The organism is Marinibacterium profundimaris (assembly GCF_002210095.1).
In the GTDB taxonomy this organism is placed as follows: domain Bacteria; phylum Pseudomonadota; class Alphaproteobacteria; order Rhodobacterales; family Rhodobacteraceae; genus Marinibacterium; species Marinibacterium profundimaris.
Genome location: NZ_AQQR01000012.1, coordinates 108,639 through 127,205, shown reverse-complemented (window position 1 = coordinate 127,205; position 18,567 = coordinate 108,639). Strand labels below are relative to the sequence as shown.

General features: G+C 68.1%; 18 protein-coding genes. 10 read left to right on the top strand and 8 right to left on the bottom strand.

Annotated elements, in window-relative coordinates; genetic code table 11:
- Positions 1-37 precede the first annotated feature (37 nt).
- Positions 38-793, top strand: a complete 756-nt coding sequence (locus ATO3_RS20955) for an NAD kinase (protein WP_088651860.1) — start codon at positions 38-40, stop codon at positions 791-793.
- A gap of 209 nt (positions 794-1,002) precedes the next feature.
- Here ATO3_RS20955 and ATO3_RS20950 read toward each other — a convergent pair whose 3' ends face one another.
- The 3 genes from ATO3_RS20950 to ATO3_RS20940 form a co-directional block, all read right to left on the bottom strand.
- On the bottom strand, positions 1,003-2,433 hold the full coding sequence (locus tag ATO3_RS20950; RefSeq protein ID WP_088651859.1) for an amidase family protein: 1,431 nt from the start codon (positions 2,431-2,433) through the stop codon (positions 1,003-1,005).
- Between the two features lie 127 nt (positions 2,434-2,560).
- A complete protein-coding gene (gene prpE / locus ATO3_RS20945; protein ID WP_088651858.1) occupies positions 2,561-4,465 on the bottom strand; it encodes a propionate-CoA ligase PrpE in 1,905 nt (634 codons plus the stop codon).
- 544 nt (positions 4,466-5,009) lie between these two features.
- The gene (locus ATO3_RS20940) at positions 5,010-7,295 is read right to left on the bottom strand and encodes an NADP-dependent malic enzyme (RefSeq protein WP_088651857.1); all 2,286 of its coding nucleotides are present in this window, start codon (positions 7,293-7,295) and stop codon (positions 5,010-5,012) included.
- 399 nt (positions 7,296-7,694) lie between these two features.
- On the opposite strand from ATO3_RS20940, the gene ATO3_RS29580 reads away from it, so the two are divergent.
- Genes ATO3_RS29580 through ATO3_RS20925 form a run of 3 tightly spaced genes read left to right on the top strand, consistent with a single transcriptional unit; the run spans position 7,695 to position 10,624 of the window.
- Positions 7,695-8,096 (top strand): cytidine deaminase, encoded by a 402-nt coding sequence (locus ATO3_RS29580; RefSeq protein ID WP_158218030.1) that lies wholly within the window; start codon positions 7,695-7,697, stop codon positions 8,094-8,096.
- Between the two features lie 3 nt (positions 8,097-8,099).
- Positions 8,100-9,410 carry a thymidine phosphorylase gene (locus tag ATO3_RS20930; protein WP_088651855.1) on the top strand — a complete coding sequence of 437 codons (1,311 nt, stop codon included), beginning with the start codon at positions 8,100-8,102 and terminating at the stop codon, positions 9,408-9,410.
- Positions 9,410-10,624 carry a phosphopentomutase gene (locus ATO3_RS20925; protein WP_088651854.1) on the top strand — a complete coding sequence of 405 codons (1,215 nt, stop codon included), beginning with the start codon at positions 9,410-9,412 and terminating at the stop codon, positions 10,622-10,624. The genes ATO3_RS20930 and ATO3_RS20925 overlap by 1 nt, the downstream gene beginning before the upstream one ends.
- A 43-nt stretch (positions 10,625-10,667) precedes the next feature.
- Here the strand turns inward: ATO3_RS20925 and ATO3_RS20920 are convergent, their stop codons facing one another.
- Together ATO3_RS20920 and ATO3_RS20915 are read right to left on the bottom strand one after the other, a co-directional pair.
- Positions 10,668-10,910: a putative hemolysin gene (locus ATO3_RS20920; protein WP_088651853.1), complete on the bottom strand. Its 243-nt coding sequence runs from the start codon at positions 10,908-10,910 to the stop codon at positions 10,668-10,670.
- Between the two features lie 131 nt (positions 10,911-11,041).
- Positions 11,042-11,527 carry a GNAT family N-acetyltransferase gene (locus ATO3_RS20915; RefSeq protein WP_088651852.1) on the bottom strand — a complete coding sequence of 162 codons (486 nt, stop codon included), beginning with the start codon at positions 11,525-11,527 and terminating at the stop codon, positions 11,042-11,044.
- Positions 11,528-11,581: 54 nt separating this feature from the next.
- Between ATO3_RS20915 and ATO3_RS20910 the strand changes: the two genes are divergently transcribed.
- From ATO3_RS20910 to upp, 3 genes are all read left to right on the top strand, one after another.
- Complete coding sequence (locus tag ATO3_RS20910) at positions 11,582-11,953, top strand: hypothetical protein (protein WP_088651851.1); 372 nt, start codon at positions 11,582-11,584, stop codon at positions 11,951-11,953.
- Positions 11,950-12,147, top strand: coding sequence for a helix-turn-helix transcriptional regulator (locus ATO3_RS20905; RefSeq protein ID WP_088651850.1), 198 nt, complete (start codon positions 11,950-11,952; stop codon positions 12,145-12,147). The genes ATO3_RS20910 and ATO3_RS20905 overlap by 4 nt, the downstream gene beginning before the upstream one ends.
- 80 nt (positions 12,148-12,227) lie before the next feature.
- The gene (upp, locus tag ATO3_RS20900) at positions 12,228-12,860 is read left to right on the top strand and encodes a uracil phosphoribosyltransferase (protein ID WP_088651849.1); all 633 of its coding nucleotides are present in this window, start codon (positions 12,228-12,230) and stop codon (positions 12,858-12,860) included.
- A 319-nt stretch (positions 12,861-13,179) separates the two neighbouring features.
- Here the strand turns inward: upp and ATO3_RS29275 are convergent, their stop codons facing one another.
- Positions 13,180-13,683 (bottom strand): hypothetical protein, encoded by a 504-nt coding sequence (locus ATO3_RS29275; protein WP_233152241.1) that lies wholly within the window; start codon positions 13,681-13,683, stop codon positions 13,180-13,182.
- A gap of 4 nt (positions 13,684-13,687) precedes the next feature.
- Between ATO3_RS29275 and ATO3_RS29270 the strand changes: the two genes are divergently transcribed.
- The gene (locus ATO3_RS29270) at positions 13,688-14,338 is read left to right on the top strand and encodes an SPOR domain-containing protein (RefSeq protein ID WP_233152240.1); all 651 of its coding nucleotides are present in this window, start codon (positions 13,688-13,690) and stop codon (positions 14,336-14,338) included.
- Between the two features lie 64 nt (positions 14,339-14,402).
- On the opposite strand, the gene ATO3_RS20890 is transcribed toward ATO3_RS29270, so the two are convergent.
- Together ATO3_RS20890 and ATO3_RS20885 are read right to left on the bottom strand one after the other, a co-directional pair.
- The gene (locus ATO3_RS20890) at positions 14,403-15,419 is read right to left on the bottom strand and encodes a hypothetical protein (protein WP_088651847.1); all 1,017 of its coding nucleotides are present in this window, start codon (positions 15,417-15,419) and stop codon (positions 14,403-14,405) included.
- An 87-nt stretch (positions 15,420-15,506) separates the two neighbouring features.
- On the bottom strand, positions 15,507-17,132 hold the full coding sequence (locus ATO3_RS20885) for an AMP-binding protein (RefSeq protein WP_088651846.1): 1,626 nt from the start codon (positions 17,130-17,132) through the stop codon (positions 15,507-15,509).
- A 93-nt stretch (positions 17,133-17,225) separates the two neighbouring features.
- Between ATO3_RS20885 and ATO3_RS20880 the strand changes: the two genes are divergently transcribed.
- A complete protein-coding gene (locus ATO3_RS20880) occupies positions 17,226-17,876 on the top strand; it encodes a sulfotransferase family protein (protein ID WP_088651845.1) in 651 nt (216 codons plus the stop codon).
- Between the two features lie 47 nt (positions 17,877-17,923).
- Complete coding sequence (locus tag ATO3_RS20875) at positions 17,924-18,562, top strand: hypothetical protein (RefSeq protein WP_198963332.1); 639 nt, start codon at positions 17,924-17,926, stop codon at positions 18,560-18,562.
- The last annotated feature ends 5 nt before the right edge of the window (positions 18,563-18,567 follow it).

Here is an 18,567-nt window from a genome sequence, read left to right as displayed (position 1 = left end):
GCCAATCGCGGCAGGCCGCGCATGTCCGGGAAAGATCATGAAACTCGCATTCCTGTCCAACGCGGCGCCGGTGGCCACGCAGGCCGAGGCCGAACTGGTCGCGCGCTATGGCAACGTGGACCCGGCCGAGGCCGACGTGATCGTGGCGCTTGGCGGCGACGGCTTCATGCTGCGGACCCTGCACGGCACGCAGGACCTGTCTGCGCCGGTCTACGGGATGAACCGGGGCACGGTCGGTTTCCTGATGAACGAATATTCCTGCGACGACCTGCTGGAGCGGCTGGCCGCGGCCGAGGAAGAGGTCGTGAACCCGCTGGCCATGCGGACGATGGACGACAGCGGCACGGTGCACGAGGCGCTGGCGATCAACGAGGTCTCGCTGCTGCGGGCCGGTCCGCAGGCCGCGAAGCTGAAGATCAGTGTCGATGGGAGGGTGCGGCTGGACGAGCTGGTCTGCGATGGCTGCCTGCTGGCGACGCCCGCCGGCTCGACCGCCTACAATTATTCGGCCCATGGGCCGATCCTGCCGATCGGCGCGGATGTGCTGGCGCTGACGCCGATCGCAGCCTTCCGGCCCCGGCGCTGGCGCGGGGCGCTGATCCCCAAGGCGGCGACGGTGCGCTTCGACGTGCTGGAGGCCGCCAAGCGCCCGGTCATGGCCGACGCGGATTCGGTGCAGTTCAACGATATCGCCTGGGTCGAGATCCGGTCGGAGCCCGATATCCGCCACCGGATCCTGTTCGATCCGGGCCACGGGCTGGAAGAACGCGTGATTTCAGAGCAGTTCACCTGATCCGGGGGGCTGTTTTCGGCACCGATCTCTTGTTGTGCAGATTTCGACGAAAATTCTTCTCATCTGTGAACCATGTCACAGAAGATCTCGCCCCGGCCTGCCAATGTGAGCTTGCGGGGTTTCATCCCACCCCCGCTTGTGAGTGACTTGAGAGTGACTTGTCCCAGCGAACGGGCGCGGCCAGGCCGCGTCCGTTCCGCTTCGGGGTGTCAGCCCATCCGGTCCCAGAGCGCCCCGTAGAGCCCCCCGATCCGCGTCTCGATCGAGCGCATGGCCTGCACGATCAGGTCTTCGCGCCAGCGCATGCCGATGATCTGCACGTTGATCGGCTGCGGCCCCTGCGGCAGCGTGGCCAGCCGGGTCGGAAGGTTGCCCGCGGGCAGGCCGAGGAAGTTCATCGAATAGGACCAGATCGCCGCGCCCAGCGCCTCGCGCACGCCCTCGGCGCCTTCGGTGTCACGGTCGGGGCGGAAGAAGGGCTGCGGCAGGAAAGGGGTCAGCACCAGCGGGTAGTCTTCGAGGAACAGCGACCAGGCGCGGGCGTAATGGCTGCGCCGGGCCATGTTCTGGAGCAGCTCGGTGCCGGTATAGGGCGGGAATTGATCGAAATACTCGGCGAAGATCGCCTTGATCGTGTCCGAGCCCAGGGCGTCGATGTCGGGCTTCATAAGCGCGACGACCTCGCCCATAAGTGCGCGGTAGCCGTCTTCGCCCGCCTCGCGGGCCAGGGGCGGATCGATCTCCTCCACGATATAGCCGGAATCACTCAGCGCGTCGGCGGCGGTGTCGAGTGCTGCGGCGACCTCGGGGTGCAGGTCGAAGCCGAAGCATTGCTTGGTGAAGGCGACCTTGATCGGCACCGGCCGGGGCGGGCCGGCAAAGGGCAGGGGGACATGGAACGGATCGCGCGGATCGGGCGCGATCAGGCTGGGCATCGACAGGGCCAGGTCACCGGCGGTGCGGGCGATCAGCCCCTGCACCGACATGGATTGCGCCAGCATGCCACGCTCGGCCTTCTGACCGGGGTTCCAGGCCGGCACCCGGCCAAGCCCCGGCTTCACCGTCACCGCACCATTGGCCGCCGCCGGAAAGCGCAGCGAGCCGCCGATGTCGTTGCCGTGGGCCAGCGCGCCGATCCCGGCCATGACCGCCGCACCGGCCCCGCCCGAGGATCCGCCGGGCGAGACATGGTCGCCCCAGGGGTTGCGCGTGCGCCCGTAAAGCGGGTTGTCGGTATCCGCGCGGAACGAGAATTCGGGCGTGTTGGTCCGCCCGATCACCACGGCGCCGGCCTTCAGCAGGTTGTCGACCACCGGCGCGTTGGCCGGTGCGATGAAATCCTTCAGCGCCGGGATCCCGTTGGTGGTGGCATGGCCCTTCTGATCGACATTGACCTTGATCGTCACCGGCACGCCGTGCAGCGGCCCGGGTTCGGCGCCATTCCCGCGCGCCCGGTCCAGATCCCGCGCGCGCTCCAGCGCCTCGGCAGAGAGGTCTTCGACCACGGCGTTCAGGCCCGGGTTCACGGCATTCATCCGACCTATGGCCGAGGCGACCGCATCTTCGGCGGTAAAGTCTCCGTCGCGGATCTTGCGGGCGGTTTCGGCAGCACTCAGGCGCCACAGGTCGTTTGCGGCCATACAGTATTTCCTTCTGGTTCACGCCGTTTCTCGGGGCGGAGCCTAGGCGGCCAAGCACCGATTTGCCAAGCGGAACGCCGCGCAAGGCCGCCTTGCGCGGTGCGACAGGCTTACATGGCCGGAGAGATCAGGCCGGGGTCTTGTCCCTGGCGTAGCCAATGCTTTTCAGCGCTTCGGCGATCTCGTCCAGGATCTCGGGGTCGTCGATCGTGGCCGGCATCTTGAAGCTTTCGCTGTCGGCGATCTTCACCATCGTGGCGCGCAGGATCTTGCCCGAGCGGGTCTTGGGCAGGCGGTCCACCACCACGGCCAGCTTGAAGGCCGCGACCGGCCCGATCTGGTCACGGATCAGCTTCACGCATTCCGCCGTAATCTCGTCATACGGGCGGTTCACGCCCTTGGTCAGGCAGACAAAGCCCAGCGGCAATTGTCCCTTCAGCTCATCGGTCACCCCGATCACGGCGCATTCGGCGACATCGGTATGCGAGGCCAGGACCTCTTCCATCGCGCCGGTGGACAGGCGGTGGCCCGCGACATTGATGACGTCATCGGTGCGCGCCATGATGTAAAGATACCCGTCCCCGTCCACCATGCCGGCATCGCCGGTCTCGTAATAGCCGGGGAAGGTGGTGAGGTAGCTCTTGCGGAAACGCTCTTCCGCGTTCCAGAGCGTCGGCAGGGTGCCCGGCGGCAGCGGCAGCTTCACCGCAATCGCGCCGAGCTCGCCGGGCTTCATCGGGTGCCCGGCCTCGTCCAGGATCTGCACGTCGTAGCCCGGCATCGCGACCGAGGGCGAGCCCACCTTGATGTCAAGCATCTCGATCCCAGCCGGGTTGGCGGCGATGGCCCAGCCGGTTTCGGTCTGCCACCAATGGTCGATGATGGGCAGGCCGGTCTTGTCCTTGGCCCAGTTGATCGTGTCCGGATCGGCGCGCTCGCCGGCCAGGTAGATCTTCTTCAGGCAGGAAATATCGTATTTCTTCAGGTATTCGCCCTTCGGATCCTCGCGCTTCACCGCGCGGAAGGCGGTGGGGGCGGTGAAGAAGCTTTTCACCTTGTGGTCCGAGATCACGCGCCAGAACGTGCCGGCATCGGGGGTGCCGACCGGCTTGCCTTCGAAGACGATGGTGGTGTTGCCGGCGATCAGCGGCCCGTAACAGATATAGCTGTGCCCCACGACCCAGCCGACATCGGAGGCGGCCCAGAAGACATCGCCCGGATCGACATCGTAGATGTTCTTCATCGTCCAGTTCAGCGCCACCAGGTGCCCGGCGGTGGGCCGCACCACGCCCTTCGGCGCGCCGGTGGTGCCCGAGGTATAGAGGATATAGGCCGGGTGGTTGCCCTCGACCGGCACGCATTCCGCCGGTTCCACGCCGAACTGGAACCCGTGCCACGACACATCGCGGCCCTCTTCCAGGTGCGCGACTTCCTGTTCGCGCTGGAAGATCACGCAGAAATCGGGCTTGTGATGCGCCTGTTCGATCGCGCCGTCGAGGAGCGGCTTGTAATGGACAACGCGCCCCGGCTCGATCCCGCAGGAGGCGGCGATGATCGCCTTGGGCTTGGCGTCGTCGATCCGCACGGCCAGCTCATGCGCGGCGAAGCCGCCGAAGACGACGGAGTGGATCGCGCCGAGCCGGGCGCAGGCCAGCATCGCCTCCAGCGCCTCGGGGATCATCGGCATGTAGATGATGACGCGGTCGCCCTTCTCGACGCCCTTGGCGCGCAGCGCCCCGGCCAGCATCGCCACGCGGTTGCGCAGCTCGACATAGGAAATCTTGCGCACCGTGCCGGTGACCGGGCTGTCGTGGATGATCGCGATCTGGTCGCCGCGCCCGTTCTCGACGTGTCGGTCGACCGCGTTGTAGCAGGTGTTGACCATGCCGTCGGTGAACCACTCGTAAAGCGGCGCGTTGCTGTCATCGAGCGCTCGGCTGGGCGGCCTGGCCCAGTCGATGGCGCCGGCGGCCTCCATCCAGAAGGCTTCGGGGTCGGATGTCCAAGATTGGTAGACGTCTGCGTAGCTCATCGCGATGCTCCTCCATCCCGCGTGATCCCGGCGTTTGAGGAAGTAAACGGCGGCGAAGGCTGTCGCGCAAGTCGCGATCCCGCGCGCCCCTGCCGCTGTTTGCGATATCAAGCGGGGATTTACGAAAAAGCGAAGGTCTCTTTACTCATCCTGAAATCGCTTGAAAATTTGTTAACCGCGGTGTGGGGCGCGGCGACAGGGGCCGAAAGGGCGTCGCGGGGCCGATCACATCTTCTGTAACGGATGACGCCGCACTTGCGGAATCGCGCGGCCGGGCGCTCTGATTTCTGCAGGGCCGGCATCCCGCCGGCCCTCATGCACAGGACAAACGCCCATGGGCGACAAGAAGCAAAAGCCGAGCAAGCCCGGCACGAAGACCGTCAAGAAATGACGGAAAGGTCGCGTTCCCGTCCCCGTCAGGGAGGGAACGCGACCCCGGTCAGAGCGGACCGGCCCACCACATCCCAGCCTGACCTGACGCGGCCCCTTGCGGGCCTTTTTCATGTCCGGCCCGGCGGGGTCACCGGGCCGGACAGGGATCACGTCATTCGTATTGCGTGACCGGCGTTCCCGCGAGGGCGGCCATGTTCAGCAGGCCGCGCGCCGTGATCGAGGGCGTCACGATATGGGCGCGGTTGCCCATGCCCATCAGGATCGGACCGACCTCGAGCGCGTTGCCCTTCATCCGCAGGATGTTGCGCACGCCGTTGGCGGTGTCGCCATTGGCGAAGACCAGGATGTTGGCCGCGCCCTGCATCCGGCTTTCGGGCAGGTGGCGGGCGCGGGCCTCGGGGTCCAGCGCGCTGTCCACGTTCATCTCGCCTTCATAGACAAAGTCGACCTCGCGCGCGTCGAGGATTGCCAGCGCCGCCCGCATCCGCTGTGCCGTCTCGGTGTCCAGGTTGCCGAACTGCGATTGCGAACACAGCGCCACGGCCGGCTCCACCCCGAAGCGGCGGGCATGGCGGGCGGCACCGATGGCGCTTTCCGCGATCTCCTCGGGCGAGGGTTCGGGCCGCACCTGGGTGTCGGTGATGAACAAAGGCCCGTCCTCCAGGATCATCATGCTCAGCGCGCCATGGGGATGGTACTTGGGCGATCCCAGGACCTGACGGATGTAGTTCAGATGCCAGCGGTACTGGCCGAAGGTGCCGCAGATCAGGCTGTCGGCCTCGTCGCGGTGCACCATGATCGCCCCGATGGCGGTGGTGTTGGTGCGCATGATCGCGCGGGCCAGATCGGGCGTGACACCGCGGCGGCTCATGATGCCGTGATACGTCTCCCAGTAGTCGCGGTAGCGCGGGTCGTTTTCCGGGTTCACGATCTCGAAATCCGTGCCCGGGCGCACCTTCAGCCCCAGCCGGTCGCAGCGCATTTCCATCACGTCGGGCCGGCCGATCAGGATCGGCTTCTCCGTCGTCTCCTCCAGCATCGCCTGGGCGCAGCGCAGCACGCGCTCCTCCTCGCCCTCGGCAAAGACGATCCGGCGCGAGGCGCTGGTCGCGGCCTCGAACACCGGGCGCATCAGAAGGGCCGAGCGGAAGACGGAGCCTTGCAGCTTTTCCTTGTAGGCCTTGATGTCGGGCAGGGGGCGCGTGGCGACACCGCTGTCCATCGCCGCCTTCGCCACGGCCGTCGAGACGACGGCGACAAGGCGGGGATCGAAGGGTTTCGGGATCAGGTAATCTGGTCCGAAGGTCATCTGTTCGCCCTGGTAGGCGGCGGCGGCCTCGGCGCTGGTGGTCTGGCGGGCCAGCTGGGCGATGCCCTCGATGCAGGCCAGCGCCATTTCGTCGTTGATCTCGGTCGCGCCGACGTCGATCGCGCCCCGGAAGATGAACGGGAAGCAGAGCACGTTGTTGACCTGGTTCGGCACGTCCGACCGGCCGGTGGCGATGATCGCGTCGGGGGCGACCTCGCGCGCGGCGGCGGGCTGAATTTCGGGGTTGGGATTGGCCAGCGCGAAGATGATCGGCTGGCGGGTCATCTTTGCCACCATCGCGGGCGTCAGCACGTTCGGACCCGACAGGCCCAGGAACAGGTCCGCGCCCTCGATCACGTCGTCCAGCGTGCGCAGGTCGGTGGGCTGGGCATAGGCGGCCTTCTGCGGGTTCATGTCTTCGGTCCGGCCCTCGTAGATCAGCCCGTGCACGTCGCAAAGCCAGACGTTCTCGCGCTTCACGCCCAGCTTCAGCAGCATGTTCAGGCAGGCGATGCCGGCCGCGCCGCCCCCCGTGGACACGACCTTGATGTCTTCGAAGGCCTTTCCGGCCACGTGCAGCGCGTTCTTGGCCGCCGCGCCCACGACGATGGCGGTGCCGTGCTGGTCGTCATGGAAGACGGGGATGTTCATCCGCTCGCGGCAGATCTTCTCGACCACGAAACAATCGGGGGCCTTGATGTCCTCAAGGTTGATCGCGCCAAAGGTCGGCTCCAGCGCGCAGACAATGTCGGCAAGCTTCTCGGGGTCGGTCTCGTTCACCTCGATGTCGAAACAGTCGAGCCCGCCGAACTTCTTGAAGAGCACGGCCTTGCCTTCCATCACCGGCTTGGAGGCCAGCGCGCCGATATTGCCCAGCCCCAGAACCGCCGTCCCGTTCGACACCACGGCCACGAGGTTCCCGCGCGACGTGTAGCGCGCGGCGTTCACCGGGTCGTCGCGGATCTCCAGGCAGGCCTCGGCCACGCCGGGGGAATAGGCGCGCGCCAGGTCCCTGCCGTTCGCCATGGGCTTGGTTGCCCGGATCTCGAGTTTCCCCGGCTTGGGGTATTCGTGATAGAACAGCGCGGCCTGGCGCAGGGTCTCGTTGTCGGTCGGTTGATCGGCCATGGGGCGGCTCCACGATAAGGATAATTTAGCCCTAAACCAAATTGATCCGCGATGGAAACGGGCATCGGGCACCTGCGGCGCGATTGGCCGCCGTGCGGACACCGGCAGGGCGGCGAAAGGCCGCCCGCGACCGGAATCGCAGGCAAGCGTGCGCTGACCGTCCGTGCCGCGCGCCGCGCGGGCCGGCGCGGGGTGACGGGGGGTGACGGGGCGGGAACAGCAGGCAGACCGGCCACCGGCGCGCTTGATATTTGCAGGCCGCCTCGCCACTCTTCGCCGCAAAGGGAGAGTGAGATGGACGACCCCCCGCATCGCGGCACGACCCGTGACGCCGTAACACGTTTGCCCGCCCAACCCCTTGCGCTACAACAGACCTTCCACCGTTTTCCGAGAGACAGCATGTCCGACACCGATCTCAAGGCCACAGCCACCGCCATCCGCGACAAGGCCTATGCGCCCTATTCCAACTTCAAGGTCGGCGCGGCGATCCGGGGCGCGTCGGGCCGGGTCTATCCGGGCGTGAACGTCGAGAACGTCGCCTATCCCGAAGGCACCTGTGCCGAGGCCGGGGCCATCGCCGCCATGGTCGCGGCGGGCGAGACGGAGCTGACCGAGGTCTATGTCATCGCCGACAGTCCTGCTCCGGTGCCGCCCTGCGGCGGCTGCCGCCAGAAGCTGGCCGAATTCGGCAAGGGCGAGACGCCGGTGACGCTGGCCACGGTGGACGGCGCCGAATTCGCCACCACCATCGCCGACCTGCTGCCCGGCGCCTTCACGCCGGCGCATATGGAGAAGGGCTGACCCATGGCCTGGGACGCCCGCCGCATCCTGGCCGAGCTGCGCCACGGCGTGTCGCCGTCTCCGGAGGCGCTGCGCTGGTTCATCGAGGGTCTGACCGGGGGCGCCATCAGCGATGCCCAGACCGGGGCCTTCGCCATGGGGATCTGTACCACGGGGCTGACGCCCGAGGGCACCACCGCGCTGACCCTGGCGATGCGCGACAGCGGCCATGTGCTGACATGGGACCTGGGCGGCCCGGTGGTCGACAAGCATTCCACCGGCGGCGTGGGCGATTGCGTGTCCTTCGTCGTGGCGCCCGCGCTGGCGGCCTGCGGCGCCTTTGCCCCGCTGCTGTCGGGGCGCGGGCTGGGCCATACCGGCGGCACGCTCGACAAGCTCGAGGCGATCCCGGGCGTGTCCACCCAGGTCACCGAGGAGCGGCTGCGCGCGATCATCGACGCGGCGGGCTGCGCCATCGTCGGCGCGACCGCCGATATCGCACCGGCGGACAAGCGGCTGTATGCGGTGCGCGACGTGACCTCGACGGTGGACAGCCTCGACCTGATCACCGCCTCGATCCTGTCGAAGAAGCTGGCCGCCGGGACGCAGACACTGGTGCTGGACGTCAAGACAGGTTCGGGCGCCTTCATGAAATCCCGCGAAGAGGCGCGGGCGCTGGCCACGGCGCTGTGTGCCACGGCCAATGCCGCCGGCTGCAAGACCCGGGCCGTGATCTCGGACATGAGCCAGCCGCTGGCGCCGGCCATCGGCAACGCGCTTGAGATCGAGGAGGCGATGAAGGTGCTGGTGGGAGAGGCGACGGGCCCGTTGCTGGAGCTTTCGGCCCGGCTGGGCGGCATGGCGCTGGCCGATTCGGGACTGGTGAAGACCGATGCCGAGGGCGAGACGGCGATCCGCGCCGCCATCGCCGATGGCCGCGCCGCCGAACGGTTCAGCGGCATGGTCGTCGCCATGGGCGGCCCCGTCGACTTTGACGAGAACTGGCGGCGCTTCCTGCCCGAGGCCAATGTCATCACCGAGGCCACCGCCGGGACCGCCGGCTATGTCACCGCGATCGACGGGCAGGCGCTGGGCCTCGCCTCGGTCAGCCTGGGCGGCGGCCGAAAGGTGGAAAGCGACACGATCGATCCGGCGGTGGGTTTCTCGCGCATCGTCACGCTGGGCACGAAGGTTGAGCCGGGCAGCCCGCTGGCCTCTGTTCACGCGGCGCGCGAGGACGGGGCGGCGCAGGCGGCCGAGGCGATCCGCGCGGCGATCACCATCGGCCCCGAGCCGGTCGAGACCCCGGCGCTGATCCGCGAGACTCTGGGCTGATGCCCCGGGCTTTCCTCGTGGTGATGGATTCGGTGGGCATCGGCGGGGCGCCCGATGCCGGATCCTATTTCAATGGCCGGGTGCCGGACACCGGGACCAACACGCTGGCCCATATCGCCGAGGCCTGTTCCGAAGGGCGCGCCGACATCGGCCGGTCCGGGCCGCTGTGTCTGCCCAACCTCGCGGGGCTCGGTCTCGGTGCCGCCGTCGGGCTGGCCTCGGGCGCCCATGCGCCGGGGCTCGAGACGCAGCCCAGGGGCCTATGGGGCGCGGCGACAGAGACGTCGCGCGGCAAGGACACGCCCTCGGGCCACTGGGAGCTGGCCGGCCTTCCGGTTCCCTGGGACTGGCACTATTTCCCCGACGAGGTGCCGGCCTTTCCGGACGACCTGACGGCCTATGTGGCGCAGGTGGCAGGGACGGACGGGGTGCTGGGCAATCGCCATGCCTCCGGCACGATGATCCTGGCCGACCTGGGCGCCACGCATATGAAGACCGGCTGGCCGATCTGCTATACCTCCGCCGACAGCGTCTTTCAGATCGCCGCGCATGAAGAAAGCTTCGGCCTGCAGCGGCTGCTGGATCTCTGTGCCGCGGTGGCGCCGCGTCTGCACGAGATGAACGTCGGCCGGGTCATCGCGCGGCCCTTCGTCGGTTCGCCGGAGACGGGCTTTACCCGGACCGTGAACCGGCGCGACTATGCCGTGGCGCCCCCGGCACCGGTGCTGACCAACTGGGTGCAGGAGGCCGGGCGGCGGGTCCACGCGGTGGGCAAGATCGGCGACATCTTCTCGATGACGGGGATCGACGAGGTGCGCAAGGGCACGGATGCCGAGCTGATGACGCATCTGGCCGATCTGGTGGCCACCGCCGAGGACGGCAGCCTGACCTTCGCCAATTTCGTCGAGTTCGACAGCCTTTACGGCCATCGCCGGGATATCGCCGGCTACGCGGCGGCGCTGGAGCGGTTCGATGCGGGGATCGGGACGATCCTGCCGATGCTGCGGCCCGACGATCTGCTGGTGCTGACCGCCGATCACGGCAACGATCCCAGCTGGACCGGAACGGATCACACGCGCGAGCGGGTGCCCGTGCTGGTCTCGGGGCGCGGGGCCGGGTGCCTTGGACAGGTGGCCTTCGCCGATGTGGCGGCCTCGGTCGCGACGCATCTGGGCGTGCCGGGGCAGGGGCCGGGGCGGTCGTTCCTGGCCTAGGCCGTGCCGGGTGCTCGACCGGGCCTTGCGGCCCGGCTCGCGGTCAGGCGGGGGCGTTCGCGCGATAGTACTCCCATTCGTCCACCTCGGAGCCGTCGGGCAGAACGCAGACGCCGGTCTGGCCGGTGGAATCGCTTCGGATCTCGGACCGGCCGCCGCTCTCGACGCAAAAGACCGAGGCCGGGTTGGCCAGGCCGACGGCGGGCGGCGCCGCCTCGGGCTGGGGCTGACAGGCGGCGGTGAGACCTGCGAGGCCCGCGAAGGCGATGGTGGTGATGCGTGTCATGTCACTCTCCCGTTTGCCCGTTTGCCCGTTTGCCCGGTCGCGTGGTGGCGGGGCGGTGGGCACCAGATAACACGGGAAGCCGCTGAGCGGACACTGCATTTTCGCGGCTGGCTTTTTCGCGGCTGGCCGGCTCAGGTCTCCAGGCGGAACTTCAGGAACCTTTCGCCGGCATGGTCCGTCTCTCCCACCGGCCGCGCGCCGAGCCGGCGCAGGGCGCCCAGGCGGGTGCGGCTGGGCGGCAGCAGGAAGGTGACGAAGGGAATGCGCGGATCGGCGCGGGCAAAGGCCAGCGCCTGCCGGGCGAGCGGCAGGCCAAGGCCGAAGCGGTCAGGTTTCAGCACCAGGCCAAAGTCCCATTCCTCGCCCTCTTTCTGGAACCCGCCCCAGCCGATGTAGTCGCCCTTTGCCAGGAAGGCCCAGTGGCCCAGGCCATCGCGGACCCAGCAGGCCTCCTTGGCCGCGACGAAGGCCCGGGCGTCATCCTCGTCCCAGGGAGCGGTGAGCAGCGGCATGTGTTCGGCCACGCGCGGGTCGGACATGTGGGCGGCGATCTCGGCCAGGGAAACCTTTGTCAGGCGGACGAATGTAAAGGGTCCTTTACTGATCTCGGACTCCATGGCAGGTAAAGGGTGCTTTACATTGGGCTGGTCGGTCATGAGGAGAATCCCGGAATGCTGAAACACCTGGTTGGTCTGGTCGCGATGATCTTCGCCTACGTCGCGATCCTGGTCCTGTCCATCCGGACCCTCGCGCATGTGAACGGGCCGGAGGCGCTGCGGATCGCGCTGACCCTTGCGCCGATGGTGCCGGGCGTGGGCATCTGCTGGATGATCTGGCGCGAGATCCGGCGCATCGACGAATTCCAGCGCAAGCTGCAGTTCGAGGCGCTGGCGATGGCCTTCGCCGGAACGGCGCTGGTCACGTTCAGCTACGGGTTCCTCGAGAACGTCGGCTACGCGAAACTGTCGATGTTCGCGGTCTGGCCGCTGATGGCGGGGTTCTGGACGATAGGTCTGATCGTCGCCAACCTGCGCTACCGATGAAGAACCGGATCGCCGTGCTGCGGCAGGCCTGCGGGTGGTCGCAGGCCGAACTGGCCGGGCGGCTGGACGTGTCGCGCCAGACGGTCAACGCGCTGGAGCGCGGCCGCTACGATCCGAGCCTGCCGCTGGCCTTCCGGATCGCGGCGGCCTTCGGGCAGCGGATCGAGGAGATCTTCGAGCCGGACCCGGAGTGACGCGCCAGACGACGGGGGCACTCGCGGCTTGATACGCGCGGCGCGCTGGCGCAAAAGAACAAAAACCCGGAGGCCGCCCCATGTCCGAACACCTGACCGTCGTCGATCACCCGCTGGTGCAGCACAAGCTTACGCTGATGCGCGACAAGGCGACGCCAACATCGGAATTCCGGCAGCTTCTGCGCGAGATCACGCTGTTGCTGGCCTACGAGATCACCCGCGAACTGCCGATGACCACCAAGACGATCGACACCCCCATCGAAGAGATGGAGGCCCCCGCGATCGCCGGCAAGAAGATGGCCGTCGTGTCGATCCTGCGCGCGGGCAACGGCATGCTGGACGGTGTGCTCGAACTGGTGCCCTCGGCCCGGGTGGGCTTTGTCGGGCTCTACCGGGACGAAGAGACGCTGCAGCCGGTGCAATATTACTTCAAGGTCCCCGAAGGGCTGGAGGACCGGCTTGTGATCGCCGTTGATCCGATGCTGGCCACCGGCAATTCATCGGCCGCCGCCGTGGACCTGCTGAAGGAGGCGGGCGCCAGGGACATCCGCTTCCTCTGCCTTCTGGCCGCGCCCGAGGGGGTGGAGCGCATGCGGACAGCGCATCCGGACGTGCATATCGTCACCGCCTCTGTGGACAAGCGGCTGAATGAAAAGGGCTACATCGTGCCCGGGCTGGGCGATGCCGGGGACCGGATGTTCGGGACAAAGTAGACCCGAAAAATAGGCCCTGGCCAACAGCTTGCAGGACTTTACGGCTGGCCGGTTCTGAGTCATCATGGTTTCTACATCTTGTGGGGGCAACGATGCGCGCGACAAAACCTATTGCCGTCCTGCTGCTGACGGCGTGTCTTGCCGGATCCGCCGGGGCGCAGTCCCTGCGCGACGGGCAGACGCCGGCCGAGTTTCCGCCGGTCTCCTACGGCGGCAACCAGTACGTGGACAGCCGGGGCTGTGTCTATATCCGCGCCGGGATCGACGGGAACGTCACCTGGGTGCCGCGGGTGACGCGGGACCGAAAGCTGGTCTGCGGCTATACGCCGACCGCCACAGCAAGCACCGCCCAAAGCCAGCCGACCGCCCCCCGCCAGCAGGTGGAGCAGATCACGATCGCGCCGTCCAGCACGGCGCCGGCGCCCGCTCCGCGTCCTGCACAGAGCGTGTCGCAGCCCACTTCGACGGCCTCCGCCACACCCGCCGCGCCGGCCCCGGTCCGCACGCCGTCATCGGCCCCGCCGCCCGCGGTCTTCGAGACGACGAAATCCGATCCCGCGCCGGCGGCCGCGCCCCGGCAGGCCCCGCCGCCGCTTTTTGCCGCGCCGACCACAACGCGAGAGCCGTCTCCGGCGCCGCCGCCGACCGTGTTCCAGACCACGAAATCCGAACCTGCGCCGGCCCCGCGCGTGACGCCCCCGGCGCCCCGGACGACCACGCCGCAACGCGTCGCAGCGCCCGCGCCGCAGCCGGTGCCGAAGCCGCGCAGCACCACGACGACGACCGCTTCGACCGCCGTGATCGGGCCGAATACGCGGGTCATTCCGTTGCATGTCTACGAAGAGCGCGCCAATGCGCAAAACCTGCCGGTGCCCGAAGGCTATCGCCCGGTCTGGGACGATGGCCGGCTGAACCCGCAACGGGCCGAGCGGACGCTTGCGCCGCCGACACAGCGCGCGGCCACGGTGCCGCCGGGCTATCGGCGGGTCTGGGACGACGACCGGCTGAACCCGAACCGCGGTGTGGGCACGGCCACGGGCAATGCCCAGATGGCGCAGGTCTGGCAGGACGGTGTGCCGCGCCAGATCGTGAAGCCGCAGAACGTGCCGGTGGTACGGATCCAGCGCAACCGGGTGCAAAGCCGGGACACCTCCGCCTCGGTCACCGATCCGCTGTATGGCGGCGTCGCGGCCAAGGCGCAGACCGCGCCGGCCGCCGCCAAGACCGCCACGCCGCAAGCGCAGACCAAGCCGAGTTACGTGCGGGTCGGCGCCTTCGGCTCCGAGGCCGATGCGCGGCGCGCGGCGAAGCAGCTCGCGCGCGCCAGCGGGCTGAGTACGCGGCTGGGCATGGCGAAACAGGGCAACAAGACCTACCCGCTTGTCCTGGCCGGACCCTATACCAGCGCCGGCGCAGCGCAGGATGCGCTCAACAAGGTGCGCGGCGCGGGGTATTCCGGGGCGCGGCTGTTGCGCTGAGGCGATCCGGTTCGGCAAATGCGGGCGGGGTTCAGGCAGCGGCCCGGGTCCCCATACGCCGGGATCAATCGGCCAGGCAGATGTTCTGCAGCATCACCCAGTCCCGGTCGGTCATCACCGCCGGGGCCTCAAGGCCGGTCATCGGGTCGGCCTCGATCAGGGAAAGAACGGATTCACCCGTGGCATCGACGGCATAGGCAAAGGGGGTCGAGGGCACCCTGGCTTCGGTAAAGGCGGCCAGAAGCACCTCTTCCGGCAGGTCCGGCCGCGGACGGGTCAGGGCGTATTCGGTGTATTCGGTCAGCGTTTCGTTGGTGATCTCGCCGGTGGTCAGCAGCCGGAACGACGCCATCGGCCCGGCATAGCTGAGCAGCGCGTCCAGCGGATCGCGCCGGCCCGCGCGGGCGCGCTCGGCCAGGATGTGGCCGGCGGCGACGGCAGGATCCTCGTGATCCTCGATCAGGGACCGGTTCAGGATGACGAGACCGCCGGGCAGGGCCAGCGCTTCGCGCACACCGCCGGGCATCACCGCGATCTCGCGCACGCCGGTGCGGGCCGCCAGCCGGGCCAGCGGCCCGCGCGCATCGCTCAGTGTGCAGGCCCGGCCCGAGACCCTTTCTGCCCGGCGCAGCATCGAACGCCCGATCTCCTGCCGCTTGATGGCGGGGACCACCGTCAGGGCCTGCTGTTTCAGCGCCCCGGGCACCCAGAAGATGCCCAGCAGTACCACCGCCACGACCGACACCAATATCCCTACCGACCGCAGCCGCCCCGGCTTCGGCCGGGCGCGGTCGATCGCCTTGCGCAGCGTTTCGATCGCGTCGATCATGTCGCCTTCGGACTCGGCAAGTTCCAGCGTCTCGCCGGGATCGCCGTCGGGATAGAAGATCGCCGGCCGCTCGCCGGGATTGTCCCGCAGCACCGCCGCCAGCGACCAATGGGTCAGCGCCCGGTCGTTGAGATCCGTGATCACGAGCGTCGCCTCGCCCAGGGACACGACGACTTCTCGGCGCTGGTCCTCGGGCCGGGCCCGCCAAAGCCCCGTGGCTTCGATGCGTTGGTACCGGGTTAACGCCGTCATGGATGTGGGGTCTGCCGCCTCGTTCTTTTGGCCGAGCCTATCACGCCCTGTGTCCGGGCGGCAATGCGGGTGGCCGAATCACCCGCGTCACAGGGTTTTGGCCAGGTTGCGCAGTTCGAACTTCTGGATCTTGCCGGTCGAGGTCTTGGGAAGCTCCTGGAACACGACCTTTTTCGGCGCCTTGTAATGGGCGATCCTCTCGCGGGCATGGGCGATCATCTCGGCTTCGTCGACCGTCTCGCCCGCCTTCAGCTCGACAAAGGCGCAGGGCACCTCGCCCCATTTCTCGTCCGGCTTCGCCACCACGGCGGCCAGCGACACCGCCGGGTGATCCATCAGCGCCGCCTCGATCTCGACCGAAGAGATGTTCTCGCCCCCGGAGATGATGATGTCCTTGGCGCGGTCGGTGATCTGGACGTAGGTGTCGGGGTGCTGGATCGCGATGTCGCCGGAGTGGAAGTAGCCGCCCTTGAAGGCCTCCTCGGTGGCTTCCGGGTTCTTGTAATAGCCCTTCATCACGCCATTGCCGCGAAACACGATCTCGCCATCGGCTTCGGCGTTCATCGGGATCTGGGCCATGTTCTCGTCGACCACGGTGACATGTTCCATGAAGGGCATCGCCACGCCCTGGCGCGCCTTGGCCTTGGCCCGCTCGGTCCCCGTCAGACGGTCGAGCCCGGGACCCCAGGTGCATTCGGTCGCCGGGCCGTAGACCTCGGTCAGCCCGTAGACATGGGTGACGTTGAAGCCCATCGGTTCGATCTTGGACAGGGTCGCGGGGGCGGGGGGCGCGCCGGCGGTGAAGACCTCGACCACATGGCCGAAATCCCGCCGTTCGTGCCTGGGCGCGTTGATGAGCATGTTCAGCACGATGGGCGCGCCGCCGAAATGGGTGACATGTTCGTCGGCGATGGCGTCGAAGATCGCGGGCGCGGTGATGTCGCGGCAGCAGACCACGCAGCCGCCGACCATCGGCATCATCCAGGTGTGACACCAGCCGTTGCAGTGAAACAGCGGCACGATCGTCAGGTAGCGGGGGCGCTGCACCATGTTCCAGCTGATCACCTGGCCCATGGCGTTCAGATAGGCCCCGCGGTGCGAATAGACCACGCCCTTGGGCTTGCCCGTGGTGCCGGATGTGTAGTTGAGCGCGAGGCTCTCCCATTCGTCCTCCGGCAGGACCCAGTCATAGCCGGGATCGCCCGAGGCCAGCAGATCCTCGTAGGTCCGGTAGCGGCCCGAGGCGGGGTGGCCATGGGCCTCGTCCGGCACCTCGATGATCACGGGGCCGTCGCTGTCCATCTCGGCGATGGCGGCCTCGGCCACGGGCAGGAACTGGCTGTCGACCAGTGCCACCTTCGCCTCGCCATGGGTGAAGATATAGGCGACCGTATGCGCATCGAGCCGCGTGTTGATCGCGTTCAGCACGGCGCCGCAGGCGGGCACCCCGAAATGCGCCTCGGCATGGGCGGGGATGTTGGGCAGGATGGTCGCCACGACCTCGCCCGGTGCCACGCCCATCGCCGCCAGGGCCGAGGCCAGGCGCGTGACCCTTTCGATGTATTCGGCATAGGTCTTGCGGTGGTCACCGTGGACCACGGCCAGTTCGTCACGGTAGACATCCGCCGCCCGGCGCAGGCCCGACAGGGGCGTCAGCGGCACGTGGTTGGCCGCACATTTCCCAAGGCCCGTCTCGTCGCTCATCCACCCCATGGTTCCCCTCCCGGCTGATGCGTCTTATGGTACTGACAGGGCGGCATAATGCGGGGTTGGGCCGGCAATGAAAAGGGCCGCATAGGGGGCGGGATGATCCTCAGCCGCGGACGGGGCTATGTCTTTGTTCACATTCCAAAGACCGGCGGCACGGCGATGGCGCTGGCGCTGGAAGGCCGGGCCATGAAGGACGACATCCTGCTGGGCGACACGCCGAAGGCACGGCGCCGGCGCAAGCGCGTGAAGGGGGTGGAGAGCCGGGGGCGGCTGTGGAAACATTCCACGCTGGCCGATATCGACGGGCTTGTCGCGCTGGATGAGCTGAAAGGGCTGTTCGCCTTCACGCTGGTGCGCAATCCCTGGGACCGGATGGTCAGCTATTACCACTGGCTGCGCGCGCAGGGGTTCGATCATCCCACCGTCGCCAAGGCGCAGCGGATGGACTTCACCGATTTCGCCAGCGATCCCGGCGTGCTGGCCGGCCTGCGCGCCAGCCCCGCCGCCAGCTACATGACCCGCGCCGACGGGGTGGAGCAATGCGCGCTCTATATCCGGCTGGAACATCTGGACGCCGACGCCGCACCGCTCTGGGGGCAACTTGGCTTCCGGCTGGAACTGCCGGTCGAGAACGGCTCGGACCGGGACCGCGACTTCCGCGGCTATTACACCGATGCGGCGGCCGAGGCGGTGGGCCGGGCCTGTGCCACGGATATCGCGCGCTTCGGCTATGCCTTTGCGCCGTGAGGCGGCCGCCCTTGCCTGACGCCCGCACGCCGCCTAAAGCGTCCCCCATGACCGATTTGCTTGACCCTTCCGAGATCGAGGCGCTGTTCACCCGCGCCGACGGCAGCTTTCTTTTTGCCCGCTGGGGGCGGCCGATCGCGCCGGTGGTGATCGGCGTGGACGATGCGACGCTGGCCACGGTCAAGGGCGCCTTCGAGGCGGTCGCGACGCTGGCCGACCAGCCGCTGCTGACCGAGACCGACCCCGAGCTGGGCGCCAATTGCATGGTCTTCTTCTTCCGCGACTGGGACGAGCTGCGCGAGCTGCCCGACCTCGACCGGCTGATCCCGGACCTTGGTCCGCTGCTCGACCGGCTGGTCGCGGCACAGGCGAACCAGTACCGGATCTTCCGCTTCGACAAGGCCGGCGCAATCAAGGCGGCCTTCGTCTTCCTGCGGATGGACGAGGCGCTGTCGTCCGTCCCCGCCGAGGACCTGGCCCTGGCGCAGGTGGCGCAGACCGTGCTGCTGTGGTCCGACACCGCCTTTGCCGACCGCTCGGTGCTGGGACGCGCGGGCGAGACGGTGCTGCTGCGCCCCGATATCGCGGCGCTGATCCGGGCGGCCTATGACCCGGTGCTGCCGGCGATGGACCAGGACCCCGCAATGGCGCTGCGGCTGTCCGCGCGGATGCAGGCGGCGCAATGACCGCC

Bases quoted from the DNA above. Each gene is read 5' to 3' on its own strand.
- ATO3_RS29275 (WP_233152241.1), bottom strand. From the start codon at position 13,683: ATGACCCGCGTATTCGGCCCGATCACGGCGGTCGAAGCGGTCGTCGTC.
- ATO3_RS20905 (WP_088651850.1), top strand. From the start codon at position 11,950: ATGAAGAACCGGATCGCCGTGCTGCGGCAGGCCTGCGGGTGGTCGCAG.
- ATO3_RS20950 (WP_088651859.1), bottom strand. From the start codon at position 2,433: ATGGCCGCAAACGACCTGTGGCGCCTGAGTGCTGCCGAAACCGCCCGC.
- upp (WP_088651849.1), top strand. From the start codon at position 12,228: ATGTCCGAACACCTGACCGTCGTCGATCACCCGCTGGTGCAGCACAAG.
- ATO3_RS20955 (WP_088651860.1), top strand. From the start codon at position 38: ATGAAACTCGCATTCCTGTCCAACGCGGCGCCGGTGGCCACGCAGGCC.
- ATO3_RS20910 (WP_088651851.1), top strand. From the start codon at position 11,582: ATGCTGAAACACCTGGTTGGTCTGGTCGCGATGATCTTCGCCTACGTC.
- ATO3_RS20880 (WP_088651845.1), top strand. From the start codon at position 17,226: ATGATCCTCAGCCGCGGACGGGGCTATGTCTTTGTTCACATTCCAAAG.
- ATO3_RS20925 (WP_088651854.1), top strand. From the start codon at position 9,410: ATGCCCCGGGCTTTCCTCGTGGTGATGGATTCGGTGGGCATCGGCGGG.
- ATO3_RS20875 (WP_198963332.1), top strand. From the start codon at position 17,924: ATGACCGATTTGCTTGACCCTTCCGAGATCGAGGCGCTGTTCACCCGC.
- prpE (WP_088651858.1), bottom strand. From the start codon at position 4,465: ATGAGCTACGCAGACGTCTACCAATCTTGGACATCCGACCCCGAAGCC.
- ATO3_RS20890 (WP_088651847.1), bottom strand. From the start codon at position 15,419: ATGACGGCGTTAACCCGGTACCAACGCATCGAAGCCACGGGGCTTTGG.
- ATO3_RS20930 (WP_088651855.1), top strand. From the start codon at position 8,100: ATGGCCTGGGACGCCCGCCGCATCCTGGCCGAGCTGCGCCACGGCGTG.
- ATO3_RS20885 (WP_088651846.1), bottom strand. From the start codon at position 17,132: ATGGGGTGGATGAGCGACGAGACGGGCCTTGGGAAATGTGCGGCCAAC.
- ATO3_RS20915 (WP_088651852.1), bottom strand. From the start codon at position 11,527: ATGGAGTCCGAGATCAGTAAAGGACCCTTTACATTCGTCCGCCTGACA.
- ATO3_RS29580 (WP_158218030.1), top strand. From the start codon at position 7,695: ATGTCCGACACCGATCTCAAGGCCACAGCCACCGCCATCCGCGACAAG.
- ATO3_RS20920 (WP_088651853.1), bottom strand. From the start codon at position 10,910: ATGACACGCATCACCACCATCGCCTTCGCGGGCCTCGCAGGTCTCACC.
- ATO3_RS20940 (WP_088651857.1), bottom strand. From the start codon at position 7,295: ATGGCCGATCAACCGACCGACAACGAGACCCTGCGCCAGGCCGCGCTG.